Source organism: Achromobacter sp. 2789STDY5608621 (genome assembly GCF_001299375.1).
Lineage (GTDB): Bacteria > Pseudomonadota > Gammaproteobacteria > Burkholderiales > Burkholderiaceae_B > Achromobacter > Achromobacter insuavis.
In genome coordinates, this window is record NZ_CYTU01000014.1 from 102,735 (window position 1) to 119,896 (window position 17,162).

Annotated in this window: 11 protein-coding genes; 4 read left to right on the forward strand and 7 right to left on the reverse strand. The window is 66.5% G+C overall.

Annotated features, from left to right (window positions below):
* Nucleotide 1: 1 nt before the first annotated feature.
* The 3 genes from AOZ53_RS34190 to coxB all read right to left on the reverse strand — a co-directional run bounded on the left by AOZ53_RS34190 (nt 2) and on the right by coxB (nt 3,032).
* Nucleotides 2-130 carry a cytochrome oxidase small assembly protein gene (locus tag AOZ53_RS34190; protein WP_006392370.1) on the reverse strand — a complete coding sequence of 43 codons (129 nt, stop codon included), beginning with the start codon at nt 128-130 and terminating at the stop codon, nt 2-4.
* A 35-nt stretch (nt 131-165) separates the two neighbouring features.
* Entirely contained in the window at nt 166-1,773 is a 1,608-nt protein-coding gene (gene ctaD / locus AOZ53_RS15900; protein ID WP_006392369.1) for a cytochrome c oxidase subunit I, read from the reverse strand.
* A 101-nt stretch (nt 1,774-1,874) separates the two neighbouring features.
* Nucleotides 1,875-3,032 carry a cytochrome c oxidase subunit II gene (coxB, locus tag AOZ53_RS15905; RefSeq protein ID WP_035359862.1) on the reverse strand — a complete coding sequence of 386 codons (1,158 nt, stop codon included), beginning with the start codon at nt 3,030-3,032 and terminating at the stop codon, nt 1,875-1,877.
* Nucleotides 3,033-3,324: 292 nt separating this feature from the next.
* Here coxB and AOZ53_RS15910 point away from each other — a divergent pair, with 292 nt between their 5' ends.
* Nucleotides 3,325-4,131 carry an NUDIX hydrolase gene (locus AOZ53_RS15910; RefSeq protein WP_054433783.1) on the forward strand — a complete coding sequence of 269 codons (807 nt, stop codon included), beginning with the start codon at nt 3,325-3,327 and terminating at the stop codon, nt 4,129-4,131.
* Between the two features lies 1 nt (nt 4,132).
* Here the strand turns inward: AOZ53_RS15910 and AOZ53_RS15915 are convergent, their stop codons facing one another.
* Entirely contained in the window at nt 4,133-6,922 is a 2,790-nt protein-coding gene (locus tag AOZ53_RS15915) for a cation:proton antiporter (protein WP_054433781.1), read from the reverse strand.
* Nucleotides 6,923-7,110: 188 nt separating this feature from the next.
* Here AOZ53_RS15915 and cpdA point away from each other — a divergent pair, with 188 nt between their 5' ends.
* Nucleotides 7,111-7,950 carry a 3',5'-cyclic-AMP phosphodiesterase gene (gene cpdA, locus AOZ53_RS15920; protein WP_054488449.1) on the forward strand — a complete coding sequence of 280 codons (840 nt, stop codon included), beginning with the start codon at nt 7,111-7,113 and terminating at the stop codon, nt 7,948-7,950.
* A gap of 343 nt (nt 7,951-8,293) precedes the next feature.
* Here the strand turns inward: cpdA and rpoH are convergent, their stop codons facing one another.
* The 3 genes from rpoH to fghA form a co-directional block, all read right to left on the reverse strand.
* Nucleotides 8,294-9,178, reverse strand: coding sequence for an RNA polymerase sigma factor RpoH (rpoH, locus tag AOZ53_RS15925; protein WP_006388088.1), 885 nt, complete (start codon nt 9,176-9,178; stop codon nt 8,294-8,296).
* A gap of 195 nt (nt 9,179-9,373) precedes the next feature.
* Nucleotides 9,374-10,063, reverse strand: a complete 690-nt coding sequence (locus AOZ53_RS15930; protein ID WP_054488452.1) for a hypothetical protein — start codon at nt 10,061-10,063, stop codon at nt 9,374-9,376.
* Between the two features lie 96 nt (nt 10,064-10,159).
* Nucleotides 10,160-11,023: an S-formylglutathione hydrolase gene (gene fghA / locus AOZ53_RS15935; RefSeq protein ID WP_054475193.1), complete on the reverse strand. Its 864-nt coding sequence runs from the start codon at nt 11,021-11,023 to the stop codon at nt 10,160-10,162.
* A gap of 231 nt (nt 11,024-11,254) precedes the next feature.
* Between fghA and AOZ53_RS15940 the strand changes: the two genes are divergently transcribed.
* Both AOZ53_RS15940 and AOZ53_RS15945 read left to right on the forward strand, forming a co-directional pair.
* Nucleotides 11,255-12,049, forward strand: a complete 795-nt coding sequence (locus tag AOZ53_RS15940; RefSeq protein ID WP_054433774.1) for a hypothetical protein — start codon at nt 11,255-11,257, stop codon at nt 12,047-12,049.
* Between the two features lie 369 nt (nt 12,050-12,418).
* Nucleotides 12,419-17,158: a glutamate synthase-related protein gene (locus AOZ53_RS15945; protein ID WP_054433773.1), complete on the forward strand. Its 4,740-nt coding sequence runs from the start codon at nt 12,419-12,421 to the stop codon at nt 17,156-17,158.
* Nucleotides 17,159-17,162 lie beyond the last annotated feature (4 nt).

Genomic DNA, 17,162 nt, shown 5'->3' on the forward strand with positions numbered 1-17,162 from the left:
GCTAGCCGCCGATGGCCTTGCCCGTCAACAGCGCCGAACCGCGGAACACGGTCCAGGCGAACACGGCAATGACGAATACCAGCAGAATCAGTCCTGCGATCTTGTTGCGTCGGCGCTGCTCGGGGGTCATTGCCATGCTGCCTGTTGCGGGGTTGGAATCGGCGCTCACTTGACTTCGGGCGGCGTTTCGAAAGTGTGGAACGGGGCGGGCGACGGCACCGTCCATTCCAGCCCTTCGGCGCCTTCCCACGGCTTGGCCGTGGCCTTCTCGCCCTTGCCCATGTAGCAGCGCAGCACCGCCCACAGGAAGATCAGCTGCGACAGGCCGAACCAGAAGGCGCCGATGGTGGCGATCTGGTGGAAGGTCGTGAACTGCGCGGCGTAGTCGGCGTAGCGGCGCGGCATGCCGGCCAGGCCCAGGAAGTGCATCGGGAAGAAGGTCACGTTGAACGAGATCAGCGTCGACCAGAAATGCACCTTGCCCAGCTTTTCGCTGTACATGCGGCCGGTCCACTTGGGCAGCCAGTAGTAGGTGCCGGCGAACAGCGCGAACAGCGAGCCGGCCACCAGCACGTAGTGGAAGTGGGCCACCACGTAATACGTGTCATGCACCTGGATGTCGATCGGCGCCACCGACAGGATCAGGCCGGTGAAGCCGCCCATGGTGAACACGAAGATGAAGCCGATCGAGAACAGCATCGGCGTCTCGAACGTCATCGAGCCGCGCCACATGGTGGCGACCCAGTTGAACACCTTCACCCCGGTCGGGATGGAGATGAGCATGGTGGCGTACATGAAGTAGAGCTGGCCGGTCACCGGCATGCCCGTCGTGAACATGTGGTGGGCCCACACGATGAACGACAGCACGGCGATCGACGCGGTGGCGTACACCATCGAGGCGTAGCCGAACAGCTTCTTGCGGGCGAACGCGGGCACGATGGCCGACACGATACCGAACGCCGGCAGGATCATGATGTAGACCTCGGGGTGCCCGAAGAACCAGAACACGTGCTGGTACAGCACCGGGTCGCCGCCGGCGGCGGCGTTGAAGAAGCCGGTGCCGAAGTGGCGGTCGGTCAGCACCATGGTGATGGCGGCGGCCAGCACCGGCATCACGGCCAGCAGCAGGAACGCGGTGATCAGCCAGGTCCAGCAGAACAGCGGCATCTTCATCAGCGTCATGCCGGGCGCGCGCATGTTCAGCACGGTCACGATGATGTTGATGGCGCCCATGATCGAGGACGCGCCCATGATGTGCATGGCGAAGATGGCCAGGTCCATGCCCGGGCCCATCTGCAGCGACAGCGGCGCGTACAGCGTCCAGCCGGCGGCGGTGGCGCCGCCCGGCACGAAGAACGACGCCGTCAGCATGATCGCGGCCACCGGCAGCAACCAGAAGCTGAAGTTGTTCATGCGCGCGAAGGCCATGTCGGACGCGCCGATCTGCATCGGGATCATCCAGTTCGCGAAGCCCACGAACGCCGGCATGATGGCGCCGAACACCATGATCAGGCCGTGCATGGTGGTGAACTGGTTGAACAGCTCGGGACGGAAGAACTGCAGGCCCGGCTCGAACAGTTCGGTACGCAGCAACAGCGCCAGCGTGCCGCCTTCGAGCAGCATGACGAACGAGAAGATGAGATACATCGTCCCGATGTCTTTGTGATTGGTGGCGAAAAGCCAGCGGCGCCAGCCCGTGGGCATGGCGTGGTGGTGGTCATCGTGACCGTGGCCGTGGCCCGGCGACACGTGGTCTACAGTGACGCTGCTCATGATGGACTCCTTCCTGCTGAGTGCCGGCCCCGTTCCACGGAACCGGCAGGGTATCTCTGACTAAACGGAACCAGCTCTGGCGATGGGAAAGCGGGGCGCGATCAACGCGCGGCCGCCACGTCCTTCGGCATCACTGTCGGGTCCTGCCCCTTGCCGGCATTGCTCCAGGCATGGCGCGTATAGCTGATGACCGCGGCGATCTCGACATCATTGAGCTGCGGCCCGAACGCCGCCATGGCGGTGCCGGGCTTGCCCTTCAGCACGGTGTTGATCTGGGCGGCTTTCGGGCCCAGGACAACCTTGTCTCCGTCGAGCGCGGGGAAGCTGCCCGGGATGCCCTTGCCGTTGGCCTGGTGACAGGCCACGCAATTGGCGGCGAAAACCTTCTCGCCACGGGCAACCAGTTCGGCTTCCGTCCACTCTTTATTGGGATCGTCGGCGTTTGCCGCCATCTTCTTCTTTTGGTCTTCAACCCACTTATCGTAGTCCGGTTGCGACAGGACTTCCACGACGATGGGCATGAACGCGTGGTCCTTGCCGCACAATTCAGCGCACTGGCCGCGGTAGATACCGGGCTTTTCGGCGCGGAACCACGCATCGCGCAGGAAGCCGGGGATGGCATCCTGCTTGACGCCGAAATCGGGAATCATCCACGAGTGGATGACGTCGGCGGCGGTCAACATCACGCGGATCTTCTTGTCCACGGGCACCACCATGTGGTTGTCCGTTTCCATCAGGTAGAACTGGCCCTTGGGCTCACGGTTCTCGATCTGCGCGCGCGGGGTCGACAGGGTGGCCAGGAACTTGATCCCGGCGGCGGAGCCATCGAGATATTCGTAGCCCCATTTCCATTGGTAGCCGGTGACCTTGACGGTCAGGTCGGCGCTGGAAGTGTCTTTCATGGCGACGACCGTCTTGGTGGCCGGCAACGCCATGGCGATAACGATGATGAAGGGGATGACCGTCCAGGCCACTTCCACGCCGAGGTGTTCGTGGAAGGTCGCGGCCTTGTGTCCGCGGGATTTCCGGTGCGCCCAGATGGAGTAGAACATCACTCCGAAGACGCCCACGAAAATCACGATACAGATCGTGAGCAGTAGCCAGTGCAACCACATGACATCGCGCGTGATCTGCGTGACGCCTTCATGCAGGTTCAGCTGATTGACCTTCGGGCCGCCGGGCATGTCTTGCACCTGAGCGACGGCCACGCTGCCAATCAGCAGCGCACAAGCGCCCAGTATCCCTCTCCACTTCTTCATGCTTACCTCGAAACACGGCGCGAGGGCCCTTGTCGCCTAGTGGCACGGATGTCACTGCAACAGGACTACGCGCAATTATTAGATGGCAGGGCTAGGCAGGGAGATAGAGCGGCCCCCGCATTCCCACTCGAAATCACAAAGAAACTGGCGGATTATAGCGGACGCGCAAATGGATGTAAGTTTGTGCTCTTGAATTCATACCGCCCGCCCCCATCTGCGCGCGTTCGTTCACGACCCAGGGTAAACAGGGGTGGCATAAAATCGCGGACAGTCTTATTAACACTGCCTCACGATGCCCAAACAGCTGTCCGATCTGTATGCCGCCCTGAGCGCACGGGCCCAGGAGCCCGCCCCGGTTGGCGCACACGCGCTCTATATAGCGGGGCGCCGCTGCGGCTGGGCCACGCATGCCGCCTGCGATGCCTTGCAAGGGGCCGCCCATATCGAGTCCGATGCCGACGCGTTGCGCATCGGCGCGACGCTGTCGCCCGGTCCCGCCCTCGACGCGGTGCTCGAACAGGCCGCGCAACTGTTGCGCCAAGCCAACTGCCTGCGCGGCTGGCGCGATGAATTGCTCGATGTGCTGGATGGCGACACCACGCTTGGCGTCATCGAACGCGCGGCGATGCGGCCGCTGGGCCTGTTGACCAAGGCCGTGCACCTGAACGCCTGGACGCCCGATGGCCGCATCTGGATCGCGCGGCGCGCGCTCAGCAAATCCACCGACCCCGGCATGTGGGACACCCTGGTGGGCGGCCTGGCCGGCCGCGGCGAGGACCTGGACGTTGCGCTGGTGCGCGAATGCGGCGAGGAAGCCGGCCTGGACGCGCCGGACCTGGCGCAGCGCTCGCCGCTGCGCACCATCCTGCGCATCCACCGCCGCCTGCCCGAGGGCTACCAGGTCGAAGACGTACTGACCAGCACCTGCGTGCTGGCGGCGGACGCGCGGCCCGCCAACCGCGATGGCGAAGTGATGGAAATCGCGGCCGCCGACGTCGACACCGTGGTGCAACGCGTGGCCGATGGTGAATTCACGCTGGAAGCGGCGCTGGTGATCCTCGAAGACATCATGCAGCGCCGGGCGGCCGGCGAAATCTGAATCAGGCGCTGGCGCCTCCTGGCGCCGCGTCGGCTTCTCGCGCGTCGGGGTCTCGCGCGTCGGTCTTGTGCGCCTCGGCCTGGCGCGTCTCCACCTGCTGCAACGGCGCGGCGCGCGTCTCGACCTGCTGCAACGGCGCAGGGCGCTTATCGCCCTGCTGCGGCTCGGCCGCCCGCAGCGCCTGCACCGCCCGCGTATCGAGCCCGCTATCCGCCGCCCCCGCGGCCTCGGCCGCTTCCGCCGCCTGTGACGGCGTGAGCGCCGACGCCGGCGCGGGCGCGGGCGCCGGCGCCGCGTTGGCCTGCGAGAACTGCTTCCAGACCTCGATGGCGCGCAGGCGCTGCTTGGCCACCACCTGGATGCGCTCGCGCAGGTGCTCGTCGCGCGCCAGCAGGGCGTGGAAATCGCGCGACGACAGCATCAGCAGCTTGCTGTAGCCCAGCGAGGTCACCTCGGGCGCGATCTGCTGCTCGCCCAGCAGGCCGAGTTCGCCGAAGAACTCGCCGCTGCCCAGTTCGATCATGGTGTTGTCCGGCAGGTGCACCGCCACCGCGCCCGACGCCACGAAGCACATCTCTTCGCCATGCCGGCCCTTGGTCAGCACGCGCTGATCGGGCAGCGACAGGCGCGGCTTGAGCAGCTTGCTGATGGCGCGCAGCGAATCGGCCGACAGCCCCTCGAACAGCGGCACGCGGTTGATCAGGTCGGCCGCGCTCATCTCGATATCCAGCGGCGGATGCGTGTCGATATGCGCCCAGCGGCTCTTCAACTGCGCCATCAGGTCGGCGTAGACCTCGCCGCTGATCAGGAACTGTTCCAGCATGTCGCGGTAGCGGATCCGCTCCAGCTCGCGCGCCACCCGGCCCAGATAGCTTTCCTGCAGCCACTGCGCATACGACGGGTATTGCAGGTTCAGCGCCTGCATCGCGTTCTCGATCAGGTCCAGGCGGCGCTGGTGCAGCGACACGATGCGCTGCGTGGCGGTTTCCCCCAGCAGCGGCGTGATCTGCTCGCGCGCGAACACGATCAGGCGTTGCGCCACCGACCGCTTGCTCATCAGGTTGGCGAAACGATGGCCCAGCTCGCGCGCCAGCCAGCCCTGGAAACCGAACAGGTAATGCAGCCGCAAGGCCAGCCGGAAGCCCGAGGAATAGCGCACGTCGGCGATGATGGCGCGCTCGAAGCCCGGCACCCCGCCCATTCGGATCGCGTCCTCCAGCCGTTCGGCCCGCGCCAGCAGCGTTTCCGCCATGCGCCAGTCGACGATCTGCGCCTTGAGGATGTCGAAGAACATTTCCTCCTCGCGCTGCGCCACGATCGCCAGGCCCACCGCCACCCGCTGCTCGTCGCTCATCTGGCTGACCTGGCCGTCGTGCACGCTGGTCAGGCTGGCGTCGAACACGGCGCGGATGCGGTCGCGCACCTCGCTGCCGATATGCTCGGTCTTGGCGACTTCCTCGGTCTTGCCCTGCAGGTCTTCCAGCGCCACCGCCAGCGCCTGATTGCGGATGGTGCGCTCGACCGGCGACAGCTGGTTCAGCCCCAGCATCCGGATCAGCGGCCGCAGGCTGATGCCGTTGACGAACAGCGTCAGCAGCACGAAGCCGGTGGTGGCCACCGCGATGAACTGGCGCGCCTCCTCGGCCACGCCGGTCTGCTCGGTCACGGCCAGCGCCAGGGCCAGCGACACGGCGCCGCGCAGGCCGCCCCACAGCATCACCGCCTTATAAGGGTTGCTGACCTTGGTGCCCAGCTTGGTCAGCCCCAGCAACGGCAGCAGGCCGAACACCACGATGGCCCGCGCCACCAGCGTCACCAGGAACACCACGGCCACCAGCACCAGTTCCTGCCAGTCGGCGGCCGCCATCAGCTTGGGGATCAGCATGGCCGCGAACAGGAAGATGAGGGAGTTGGCCCAGAAGCCGAATTGTTCCCAGGCGCTCGACAGGTATTCGAAGGTGGTCGGCGACATGCGGGTGCGGCCGGTCGACCCCACCACCAGGCCGGCGATCACCGTGGCGACCACGCCCGACACGTTCAGGTAGTGCTCGGAGATGAAGAAGGACAGATAGGCCAGCGTCAGCGTCAGCGTGATCTCGGCCGTGGGAAAGCCGCGCAGCCAGGCGAACAGGAAACAGGCCAGGCGCCCCATGGCGAAGCCGGCGATGCCGCCGCCGATGAAGTGCACGATGAAGTCATTGAAGATGCCGCTGACGGTCAGTTCGCCATGGCCGCCCAGCACGGCCAGCAGCACCGAGTACAAGGCGATCGACGCGGCGTCGTTGAACAGGCTTTCGCCTTCCACCAGCGTGGTCAGGCGCTTGGGAGCGCCCACTTCGCGGAAGATGCCCACCACCGCCACCGGATCGGTGGTCGCCACGATGGCGCCCAGCAGCAGACAGACCACCAGGCCATAGGACGAGATCGCGTCCAGCGTCACGCCGACCACCACGGTGCACACCACCACCGCGACGATGGCCATCATCAGGATCGGGCCGATGTCGTCCATCAGGCGCCGCACGTTCATGGACAGCGCGGTCTCGAACAACAGCACCGGCAGGAACACCATCAGGAAGGTCTCGGAGGAGATCTCGAACCGTTCCAGCGAGTCGAGGAAGTCGCCGATCCAGCTCGGCGCCCAGCCATGGACGTGCACGATGATGCCCAGCAAGCAGCCGACGATAGCCAGCAGCACCGAGTAGGGCAGCTTGAGGCGGCCAGCCAGCGGCGGCATGAAGCACACCAGGGTCAACAGCCCGGCCAGGCCGAATACGAGAAAACCTACATCCATGGATAACGCCGCGTCCCGATCATGAAGCTTGTGAGAAGTTCCACAAGAATAGCGGGTTTTCCGGTCGATTCCGGCGAACAGATATTTCCGGCGCACGTTTCGTTACCCCGATCGGGCCGGGCGATGCGCGCCGCGCCATGTTTTTTCGGTATGGTAGGGGCCGTGCAGAAACTTCGCAGGAGCCGCACTTGGCACGCGTCCATACCCTGGCCCGGCGCACCGACGCCCCGGCCATGCTCGTCCAGCTGACCGATTGCCACCTGTTCGGCGAGCCCGACACCGTGATGCTCGGCGTCAACACCGATGCCAGCCTGCGCGCCGTGCTGCGCCAGATCGAGGCCGACGGCAAGCATCCCGACCTGCTGCTGGCCACCGGCGACCTGTCCCAGGACGGCGAGCCCGCCGCCTACCAGCGCCTGGCCGCCATGCTGGGCGCCGCGCCGGCGCTGGAAGGCGCCCGGATCCGTTGCCTGCCGGGCAACCACGACCTGCCCGTGGCGATGCGCCATGAACTGCCCGAATGGTCGGTGCCGGTGACGGACGTGGGCGCCTGGCGCGTGGTCTCGCTGGACACCACCGTGCCCGGCTCGAACGCCGGCCACCTGCCCGACAGCCAGCTCGACCTGCTGGAAGCCGCGCTGGCCGAGGCGCCCGGACGGCACACGCTGCTGGCCATGCACCACAACCCGATGCAGATCGACAGCCACTGGCACGACTCGATGATGATCGACAACCCGCAGGCGCTGTTCAAGCTGCTGACGCGCTGGCCGCAGGTGCGGGTGCTGCTGTGGGGCCACGTGCACCACGAGTTCGACCGCCGCCGCCACAACCTGCGCATGCTCGCCACGCCGTCCACCTGCTTCCAGTTCAGCATCCGCGACGGCAAGCACGTGGTCGACAACCTCGCGCCCGGCTATCGCTGGATCAAGCTTTACCAGGATGGCTCCATGGCCACCGGCGTGCGGCGCGTGCAGGACGCGCTGTGGCAGGCGACGCAGCCCGGCCCCGACAGCGCGCAAGCGGCCTGAGCAGGCGCCGCGCGTTTCGCGCGCGCAATAAAAAACGGGGCACCATATGCGTGGTGCCCCGCAAGCATCCGTCTCATAGGGGAGGGGAAAGAGGAGAAGCCGAGACGGATGACAAGACTGCCAACCAAAGTTTGCGGTCTACGTGAAGTTAGGCGGCGCCCACCTCATTAAGTTTCTGAAATGGCCCGTTATTTCGCGGTGAATTTGTATCAATTTATTGGTGCGTCGCGACAACGGCCGCCACGGCCCCTTCCCACAGGCGCGCACAGGCGGCGGAACCAAAGAAAAGGGCCGCGAATCGCGGCCCTGGGCATGGATGCGGCGGGGAGGATGTGGCGGAGAATCAGGCGGCCAGGTTGCCGCGCATCTTCTTCAGCGCGGCCGCCTCGATCTGGCGGATGCGCTCGGCCGACACGCCGAATTCCTGCGCCAGTTCATGCAGCGTGGCGCCGCCGTCGTCCTGCAGCCAGCGCGCTTCGACGATGCGGCGCGAACGCGGGTCGAGCGCTTCCAGCGCGCTCGACAGGCCCGAGCTCTGCAGCTGGTCGCGCGCGGCGCGTTCCAGCACGCGGGTCGGCTCCTGGCGGCCTTCGTCGGACAGGTAGGCGATGGGCGCGTAGCTGTCGTCATCGTCGTCCTGGTTCTCGAGCGACATGTCGCGGCCGGACAGGCGCACTTCCATTTCGCTGACGTCCTCGCGGCGCACGTTGAGTTCGCGCGCGATGTGGTCGACCTGTTCCGGGTCCAGCGTCTGGCCGTCCGGGCGCATGCTGCGCAGGTTGAAGAACAGCTTGCGCTGGGCCTTGGTGGTCGCTACCTTGACCAGGCGCCAGTTGCGGATGATGTATTCGTGGATCTCGGCCTTGATCCAGTGCACGGCGAACGACACCAGGCGCACGCCGCGCTCGGGGTCGAACCGCTTGACGGCCTTCATCAGGCCGACGTTGCCTTCCTGGATCAGGTCGGCGTGAGGCAATCCATAGCCCAGGTACTGGCGCGCGACCGACACCACCAGTCGCAGGTGCGACAGCACCAGCTCGCGCGCGGCGCCCAGGTCTTCGCTGTCGCGCAGGCGACGGCCAAGTTCGGTTTCGCGTTCGGCCGACAGGACCGGCAGGCGGTTCACGGCCGAGATGTAGGCGTCGATCGTGCCGAGCGCGCCCGGATTGGCGATGGCCAACGCCAGGGCGTTGCCGGACGTGGCCAACGAAGTACTGGGTTGTTTCATTGCGACGGTCTCCGGAAGGCGAAGGGGTAAAGACATGGATTCGATGTTAGCACTCTAGTAAAGGGAGTGCTAATTCGACTATTGCGGCGCGTCAAAGTTTCCTTTCCTTGATACGACCCCATTTTAAATCCCCGGCTGTCGGCAGGGCTGGGGTCCGGCTCGCCAGGCGGGTCCGCCACGGGCCAAACGGCCCGGCTACCAGCCCAGGCGCTTCAGGCCGGCCGCGGTGGCCTCGCCATCCGGACGCGCGAACAGCGCGCCGCGGGGATCCATATAGACCTGGTACTTCGCGCCGTCGAACAACGGCATGTAGGCCGCGCTGCCGAATTGGACATCGACAAAGGGGAACCAGTTCGGGAAGCTCTGCTTGAGCGAGCCCAGGTCCGGCGCCGGCCAGTCGTCCAGCGCGTGCACCGAACGCGTCGCCGAGGCCTCGCGCGCGGCGTCGCTGTAGCGGCCGGACAGGCGCTCCAGGCGATACAGGGGCGACACGCCGGCCATCAGGGCCGGCAGACGCCAGCGCACCACGCGGGCGTCGATCTGCCACTGGTCGCCGTACAGCACGTACTGCTTGGTGCCCACGCCTGGCGCGGTGGCGCTGACCTGGAACTGGCCCTCCGCCTGCTGGCGGATCTCGATCCGGGCGACCGGTTCGTCCGTGGTCAGCTTGAAGAACTGAACCAGCGACAGCGCCAGCAGCCCCGACACGCCGCCCAGCAACAGCAGCAACAGGCCGAACACGCGCCGCACGGGCCGGAACTGGAAGGTGCGCCGGCCGCGCTCGTCGCGCGGGCCGCCCTTGCCCAGCAGCATCGCCAGGCCCGGCAGGAAGACGACCACCGCGGCCAGCAGGATCCAGACGAAGGGAGCGATTCCGTTGATCAAATCAGGCGATCCTATGCAAAGAACGCCACGGCCGGGGACCGGGCGGGGGACGCCGCGGGCCTGCCACGGCAGGCCGCCCAGTATAGAAGCGGGGCGTCAGGCCGCCGGCTTTCCAAGCCGCTCGACGTGAAACCGGATGTGATCCTCGATGAAGGTCGAGATGAAGTAATAGCCATGGTCGTAGCCCTCCTGGCGGCGCAGCGTCAGCGGCTGGCCGGCGCTGGCGCAGGCGGCCTCGAATACCTCGGGATACAACTGCTCGGCCAGGAACTGGTCGGCGGTGCCCTGGTCGACCAGGATGCCGTCGGGGAACGGCTGGCGCAGGCCGCGCATCAGCGCCGAGGCATCGTAGGCGGCCCAGTCGTCGCGGTTCTCGCCCAGGTAGGCGCCGAACGCCTTCTGGCCCCAGGGGCACTGGCTGGGCGCGGCGATCGGGGCGAAGGCCGAGACCGAGCGGAACTTGCCCGGATTGCGCAGCGCCAGCACCAGCGCGCCGTGGCCGCCCATCGAGTGGCCGAAAATGCCGACGCGCGCGGCGTCGCCGGGCAGGGCGGTGGTGACGATGCCATGGAGCTCGCGGGTCACGTAGCTGTCCATCCGGTAGCGGGCGCGCCAGGGCGCGGTGGTGGCGTCCAGGTAGAAACCGGCGCCGGTGCCCAGGTCCCAGCTTTCGTCTTCACCGGGCACATTGGCGCCGCGCGGGCTGGTGTCGGGCGCCACCAGCATCACGCCCAGTTCGGCGGCCAGGCGCTGCGCGCCCGCCTTGATCATGAAGGTTTCCTCGGTGCAGGTCAGGCCGGCCAGATAGAACAGCACCGGCACCGGGCCGTGCTCGGCCTGCGGCGGGACGAACACCGAAAACCGCATCGGCAGGCCGATCTCGGCCGACTCATGGCGGTAATAGCGCTGCGAACCCCCGAAACAACGATGCTGGGAAATGAGTTCCAGGGAGGCGGGCATGGGAAGTCTCCGGGTCTGAGGCTGAAGAAAATTCGGTCGGAATTAGGGTATATCCACGGTACGAGGATCCGTCGCCGAATGTTAACCTGCCCGAATTGGAGTCCTTTCCACAAAAAGTAGCGATTCCGCGCCCATATTGTGATCGCGGGGCTTGACCAGCGTTCACCGTGGCACTATTTATATACGTGAGAGAAGACAACCCGTTCTTCTGGAAGCGCAAGCCCTGACACTATGGCCCGTCTGCCCCGTCTGTACGCCCCTGGGCTGCCCCAACTGGTGCAGGCCAACTTCATTCAGCCGCTGGCGGCGGCATCACAGCCCGCCCCGGCCGATATCCTCAACCAGCTGGCCACGTGGCTGGGCGAATCCGCCCAGCGCCACCGCGTGTCGGTGCACGGCTGGCTGCTCGCCAACGACCGCATCCTGCTGCTGGCCACCCCCGCCGACGAGGAAGGCCTGCCGCGCCTGATGCAGACGCTGGGGCGCAACCTGGCGGCGCGCCTGCGCGGCGGCCGGGTGTTCGCCGGACGCTACCGATCGGCCCTGCTCGAACCCGGCGCCTGGGTGCTGCCCGCGCTGGTCTGGCTGGAAACCTACCCGGTGCGCAGCGGCGCCTCGCAGGATCCCGATTCCTGGCCCTGGTCGTCGGCCTCCAGCCATACCGGCAACACCACCGCCGCGCCGGCGCAGTGGCAGTCCGACCACGCCGACTACTGGGCCTGCGGCAACACGCCGTTCGATCGCCAGGCCAACTACCGCAAGCGCCTGCAGGACGGCCTGTCGCGCGAGGAAAGCCAGCGCATCGATCAGGCCGTTTCGGGCCAGTGGGCGCTGGGCGGCCCGAGTTTCATCGCCAGCCTGGCCCACACCGCCAGCCGCCGCGTGGCCCCGGGCCAGCGCGGACGCCCGCGCAAGAAGCCGGCCACGCCGGCCGCCGCCGAGTCCGACAGCGATGCCGCGGTGTCCGCACCGTCGGCGTCACCGCCGCCCACCAGCGGAACCTCCGGAAGCGGATCGTCTTCCTGACACAGCGCCTTCGGGCGCTTTTTTCATGCCGCCGCGAGCACATCGCGGCGGCATGATCGCGTGCTCCAGCTCGGCCCAACGGGCGCCGAACGACCTGCCGGATTTGCCAAAAAGCATCACAATAATTGGGGACTGAACATAGGGAAAATGGGGGATTTATCCCCCCAGGGTCGATGCCGGCCGGCACACCCCCTTGGCAAGCCTTGATTGGCGCGGCCGTTGTTGCGTCCCCATATTAATGCTCTATGACGGTGCATCTAATTAATTAGGGTCACACCCCTTATATTCCTATTGCACCCTACTGCTCTCGGGGGTATTGTCCGTTCCTGCACTGCAACATTAGAACGCAGTCTTACTGCGGAGCGCGCCATGCCCCAAATCACCCCGAACGAATCCTGTCCCACCCCCAAGGCGACCCCGATCGATGCCAGCCGCATCGGCCTGCCGCCTGCCCAGGGCCTGTACCACCCCAAGAACGAACATGACGCCTGTGGCGTGGGGTTCGTGGCGCACATCAAGGGCAAGAAAAGCCACGCCATCATCCAGCAAGGCCTGAAGATCCTGGAAAACCTGGATCACCGCGGCGCGGTGGGCGCGGACAAGCTGATGGGCGACGGCGCCGGCATCCTGATCCAGATCCCCGATACGCTGTACCGCGACGAGTTCGCGCAGCACGGCATCACCCTGCCCCCGCCCGGCGAATACGGCGTGGCCATGGTGTTCCTGCCCAAGGAAACGGCCTCGCGCCTGGCCTGCGAACAGGAACTCGAGCGCTCGGTGCGCGCCGAAGGCCAGGTCGTGCTGGGCTGGCGCAACGTGCCCGTGGACGTCGACATGCCCATGTCGCCCACCGTGCGCGACTGCGAACCCGTGATCCGCCAGTTGTTCATCGGCCGCGGCGCCGACGTGATGGTGCCGGACGCGCTCGAGCGCAAGCTGTACGTGATCCGCAAGACCGCCAGCCACGCCATCCAGAACATGCACCTGGCGCACGGCAAGGAATACTTCGTGCCCTCGGCCTCGGTGCGCACCGTGGTCTACAAGGGCCTGCTGCTGGCCGACCAGGTCGGCCGCTACTACCGCGACCTGGCCGACCCGCGCACCGTGTCGGCGCTGGCGCTGGTGCACCAACGCTTCTCGACCAACACCTTCCCGGCCTGGCCGCTGGCCCACCCGTACCGCATGATCGCCCACAACGGCGAAATCAACACGGTCAAGGGCAACTTCAACTGGCTGCGCGCCCGCGAAGGCATGATGCAGTCGGCCGTGCTGGGCGACGACCTGAAGAAGCTGTACCCCATCGTCTATGAAGGCCAGTCGGACACCGCCACGTTCGACAACTGCCTGGAACTGCTGGTGAACTCGGGCTACTCGCTGGCCCACGCCATGATGATGATGATCCCGGAAGCCTGGGAACAGCACACGCAGATGGACGAAAGCCGCCGCGCTTTCTACGAATACCACGCCGCCATGATGGAACCGTGGGACGGCCCCGCCGCGGTCGCGTTCACCGACGGCCGCCAGATCGGCGCCACGCTCGACCGCAACGGCCTGCGCCCGGCGCGCTACCTGGTGACCGACGACGACATGGTCATCCTGGCTTCCGAAGCCGGCACCCTGTCGATCCCGGAAAACCGCATCATCAAGAAGTGGCGCCTGCAGCCGGGCAAGATGTTCCTGATCGACCTGGAACAGGGCCGCATCATCGACGACGCCGAGATCAAGCTGCAGCTGGCCAACAGCCGTCCGTACCGCCAGTGGATCGAACGCCTGCAGATCAAGCTGGAATCGCTGCCGGCCCCGCGCCAGGCCGCCGTGCCCACGCAGTCGCCGGTGGCGCTGCTGGATCGCCAGCAGGCCTTCGGCTGGACCCAGGAAGACTACAAGTTCATCCTGGAACCCATGGCCTCGACCGGCGAGGAAGTGATCGGCTCGATGGGCAACGACGCCCCGCTGGCCGTGCTGTCCGACCGCGCCAAGCCGTTCTACAACTATTTCCGCCAATTGTTCGCCCAGGTCACCAACCCGCCGATCGACCCGATCCGCGAGCAGATGGTGATGTCGCTGGTGTCGTTCATCGGCCCCAAGCCCAACCTGCTGGACATCAACAACGTCAACCCGCCGCTGCGCCTGGAAGTGTCGCAGCCGGTGCTGGACTTCGCCGCCATGGCGCAGATCCGCGACATCGAACAGGTGACGGGCAAGAAGTTCCGCAGCTTCGAGCTGGACATCACCTACCCGGCCGCCTGGGGTCCCGAGGGCATTGAAGCCCGCGTGGCCGCCCTGTGCGCGCGCGCCGTGGACGCGGTGCAAAGCGGCTACAACATCCTGATCGTGTCGGACCGCCTGGTCGACGGCGAGCGCGTGGCCATCCCCGCGCTGCTGGCCACCTCGGCGGTGCACCAGCATCTGATCCGCGCCGGCCTGCGCACCAACACCGGCCTGGTGGTGGAAACCGGCTCGGCCCGCGAAGTGCACCACTTCGCGCTGCTGGGCGGCTATGGCGCCGAGGCCATCCACCCCTACCTGGCGCTGGAATCGCTGGGCAAGATGAGCGACCCGGAAAAGGCCGTCAAGAACTTCATCAAGGCGATTGGCAAGGGCCTGAACAAGGTGATGTCCAAGATGGGCATTTCCACCTACATGTCCTACACCGGCGCCCAGATCTTCGAGGCGGTCGGCCTGCAGAGCAGCCTGGTGAACAAGTACTTCACCGGCACCGCCTCCAACATCGAAGGCATCGGCATCTTCCAGGTGGCCGAGGAAGCGCTGCGCCAGCACCGCGCCGCGTTCAGCAGCGACCCGGTCCTGGCCAACGACCTCGACGCCGGCGGCGAATACGCCTACCGCGTGCGCGGCGAAGAGCACATGTGGACGCCGGACTCCATCGCCAAGCTGCAGCACGCCTCGCGCGCCAACAACTACCGCACGTACAAGGAGTACGCGCAGATCATCAACGACCAGAGCCGCCGCCACATGACGCTGCGCGGCCTGTTCGAGTTCCGCTTCGACCCGTCGCGCGCCATTCCGCTCGATGACGTCGAATCGGCCAAGGACATCGTCAAGCGTTTTGCCACCGGCGCCATGTCGCTGGGCTCGATCTCGACCGAGGCGCACTCGGTGCTGGCCGTCGCCATGAACCGCATCGGCGGCAAGTCCAACACCGGCGAAGGCGGCGAGGACGAACTGCGCTACCGCGCCGAAATGCGCGAAGGCCGCAGCACCATCAAGGACGGCGACACGCTGGCCTCGCTGCTGGGCCCGGAACGCATCGAAGCCGACGTCGAACTCAAGAAGGGCGACTCGCTGCGCTCGAAGATCAAGCAGGTCGCCTCGGGCCGCTTCGGCGTCACCGCCGAGTACCTGTCGTCGGCCGACCAGATCCAGATCAAGATGGCGCAGGGCGCCAAGCCCGGCGAGGGCGGCCAGCTGCCCGGCCACAAGGTCTCGGAATACATCGCCAAGCTGCGCTATTCGGTGCCGGGCGTGGGCCTGATCTCGCCGCCGCCGCACCACGACATCTACTCGATCGAGGACCTGGCGCAGCTGATCCACGACCTGAAGAACGTCAACACCAAGGCCTCGATTTCGGTCAAGCTGGTGTCGGAAGTCGGCGTTGGCACGGTGGCCGCGGGCGTGGCCAAGGCCAAGGCCGACCACGTCGTGATCGCCGGCCATGACGGCGGCACGGGCGCCTCGCCGGTGTCGTCCATCAAGCACGTCGGCACGCCGTGGGAACTCGGCCTGGCCGAGACCCAGCAGACGCTGGTGCTGAACCGCCTGCGCAGCCGCATCCGCGTGCAGGCCGACGGCCAGATGAAGACCGGCCGCGACGTCGTCATCGGCGCGCTGCTGGGCGCCGACGAGTTCGGCTTCGCCACCGCGCCGCTGGTCGTCGAAGGCTGCATCATGATGCGCAAGTGCCACCTGAACACCTGCCCGGTGGGCGTGGCCACGCAGGATCCGGTGCTGCGCAAGAAGTTCCAGGGCAAGCCCGAGCACGTCGTCAACTTCTTCTTCTTCATCGCCGAGGAAGTGCGCGAGATCATGGCCCAGCTGGGCATCCGCAAGTTCGACGACCTGATCGGCCGCGCCGACCTGCTCGACATGCGCTCGGGCGTCGAACACTGGAAGGCGCAGGGCCTGGACTTCGCCCGCGTGTTCCACCAGACCCAATCCGACGCCGACGTGCGCCAGACCGAAGAGCAGGACCACGGCCTGGCCGGCGCGCTGGATCACCAGCTGATCGAGCGCAGCAAGCCCGCGCTGGAACGCGGCGAGAAGGTCTCGTTCATCGTGCCGGTGCGCAACCGCAACCGCACCATCGGCGCCATGCTGTCGGGCGCCGTGGCCGCGCGCTACGGCCACGACGGCCTGCCGGACGACACCATCCACATCCAGTGCAACGGCACCGCCGGCCAGAGCTTCGGCGCGTTCCTGGCCCATGGCATCACCATGGACCTGGTGGGCGAAGGCAACGACTACGTCGGCAAGGGCCTGTCGGGCGGCCGCATCATCGTGCGCTCGCCCAATGACTTCCGCGGCTTCGGCCCCGACCACATCATCGCCGGCAACACCGTGCTGTACGGCGCGCTGGCGGGCGAAGCCTTCTTCAACGGCGTGGCCGGCGAACGCTTCGCGGTGCGCAATTCGGGCGCCGCCACGGTGGTGGAAGGCACCGGCGACCACGGCTGCGAATACATGACCGGCGGCACCGTGGTGGTGCTGGGCGCCACCGGCCGCAACTTCGCCGCCGGCATGTCGGGCGGCGTGGCGTACGTGTGGGATCCGGAGCGCACGCTCAAGCATCGCGCCAACCTGTCGATGGTCGAACTGGAAGCCGTGGTGCCGCACGCCGAGCAGCAGGCCCAGAACAACATCGACGTCTGGCACAGCGCGCAGCGCGGCGGCGAACGCGAAACGGATGAAGCCATCCTGCGCCGCCTGGTGGAAGACCACTTCCGCTACACCGGCAGCTTCCGCGCCCGCGAAATCCTGGGCGACTGGGAAGCCTCGCGCGGCAAATTCGTAAAGGTCATGCCGACGGACTACCGCCGCGCATTGGGTGAAATGTGGCGTGCAGCCAACCCGCAACAACTGGCTGCGTGAGGGA